A 1,852-nucleotide genomic window follows, 5' to 3' on the forward strand; every position below is an offset into this window, starting at 1 on the left:
GGCGCGCCTGCGCGTGCACCCAGTCTTCCACCGTGACCACCGGGAAGCCGGCGCCGTAGGGTTTGCCGGTGGCGGGGTTGACATGCATCGGACCGGTCGAGCCGAAACAGGAGCCGGGATTGTTCACGCCGATGACGAAAAAGCGGTCGGTATCGAGCGGCTTGCCCGGACCGACCATGTTGTCCCACCAGCCGACATTCTTGCTGCCGTCGACGCCTTCGTAAATGCCGGCGACATGATGCGACGCGTTGAGCGCGTGGCAGACCAGCACGGCATTCGAGCGGTCGGCATTGAGCGTGCCGTAGGTTTCATACATCAGGGTGTAATCGGCCAGCGTCGCGCCGCTGCGCAACGGCAGCGGCTCCGGGAAGTGCATCGACTTGGGTGAAACGATTCCGATGGATGGCATAGTGGTCCAGATAAAGGCGCCGCAATATTCTGTGCATTTCGTGCGCCGAAAACAAAAAGCCCGACAGCGAACAGCTTGTCGGGCTTCCAGGGCTTACTTCTAAGCACGCTTTAGCCGTATTTATTACGCGCCCGCAAGCTGATCATCAAATCGGCGCATTGCATAAGAATAACCAAGACGGTTCCGCACGTCAAACTCGCAGCCCGTGCACTCTTGCAAGCTTTACAAGCACCATCGGGCTGCTAATCTGCCTTTACGGCCGCATGGGCGAAGATCGCGCAAAAATGCCAATTCAGCAATATTTGAGCAATCCGCAAAGTCGCCATCGAAAGCTAAATGCAAGCTAGCGTGAATTACAGTTTGTTTTCAAGCGCATGCACCCTGGCGCTCACACAATAATCAGGGTTGCCTTACTAGGATGAAGGAGATGCACATGACTATCTGCAAACGCACGACCATTTCCCGCTGGCTGCTCAGCTCGATCACCGCCATCGGCTTGGTCGCGAGCGCGCCGGCGCTGGCGCTGGACAGCATCAAGATGCTGGTGCCGGCCAATCCGGGCGGCGGCTGGGACCAGACCGGCCGCGGCCTCGCGCAGGCGCTGCAGCAGGGCGAGCTGGTGAAGAAGATCCAGATCGACAACAAGGGCGGCGCGGCGGGCACCATCGGCCTCGCGCAGTTCGTCAACTCGGCCAAGGGCGATCCGACCGCGGTGATGATCGGCGGCAGCGTGATGGTGGGCGGCATTGCCCTCAACAAATCCCCGGTCAACCTGTCGCAGGTTACGCCGATCGCGCGGCTGACCGGCGAGTATGACGTGCTCGTCGTTCCCTCCAGCTCCCCGATCAAGTCGCTCAAGGACCTGATCGCACAATTCAAGGCCAATCCGGGCGCCGTGTCCTGGGGCGGCGGCTCTGCCGGCGGCACCGACCACATCATCGTCGCGATGATCGCGCAGGCAACCGGCGTGGATGTCAGCAAGATCAACTACATCCCGTTTGCGGGCGGCGGCGAGGCACAGGCAGCCGTGCTCGGCGGCCATGTGACAGTCGGCCTGTCCGGCTACAACGAGTTTGCCGGCCAGATCCAGTCCGGCAAGTTCCGTCCGCTGGCCGTCACTTCCGGCAAGCGCCTGCCCGGCATTGACGTGCCGACGCTCAAGGAACAGGGTGTGGATGTCGAGCTGTCCAACTGGCGCGCAATCTTTGCCGCGCCCGGCATCAACGACGCCCAGAAGAAAGAGCTGATGACCACCATCGACAAGGCTGTCCGCACCAAGGCCTGGCACGACCTGCTGGCCAAGAACGGCTGGGTTGACGCCTACCTGCCCGGCGACGCATTCGCCCAGTACCTCGAGAGCGAGGTCAAGCAGACCGAGAAAATCATCAACAGCCTCGGCCTCGCCAAGAAGTAAGCACCACGGCAGGCGGGTCCAGTACCCGC

2 protein-coding genes are annotated in these 1,852 nt (G+C 61.6%); one reads left to right on the forward strand and one right to left on the reverse strand.

All coding sequences use genetic code 11. The features are described from left to right. Positions 1–409, reverse strand: a 409-nt coding sequence (locus tag AYR66_RS04335; protein WP_141104156.1) for an alpha/beta hydrolase family protein, incomplete at its 3' end; no start/stop codon positions are given. Between the two features lie 433 nt (positions 410–842). Here AYR66_RS04335 and AYR66_RS04340 point away from each other — a divergent pair. Next, a complete protein-coding gene (locus AYR66_RS04340) occupies positions 843–1,823 on the forward strand; it encodes a Bug family tripartite tricarboxylate transporter substrate binding protein (RefSeq protein WP_088706505.1) in 981 nt (326 codons plus the stop codon). Positions 1,824–1,852: the final 29 nt, after the last annotated feature.

Origin of the sequence: Noviherbaspirillum denitrificans (assembly GCF_002211445.1) — a bacterium.
Lineage (GTDB): Bacteria > Pseudomonadota > Gammaproteobacteria > Burkholderiales > Burkholderiaceae_D > Noviherbaspirillum > Noviherbaspirillum denitrificans.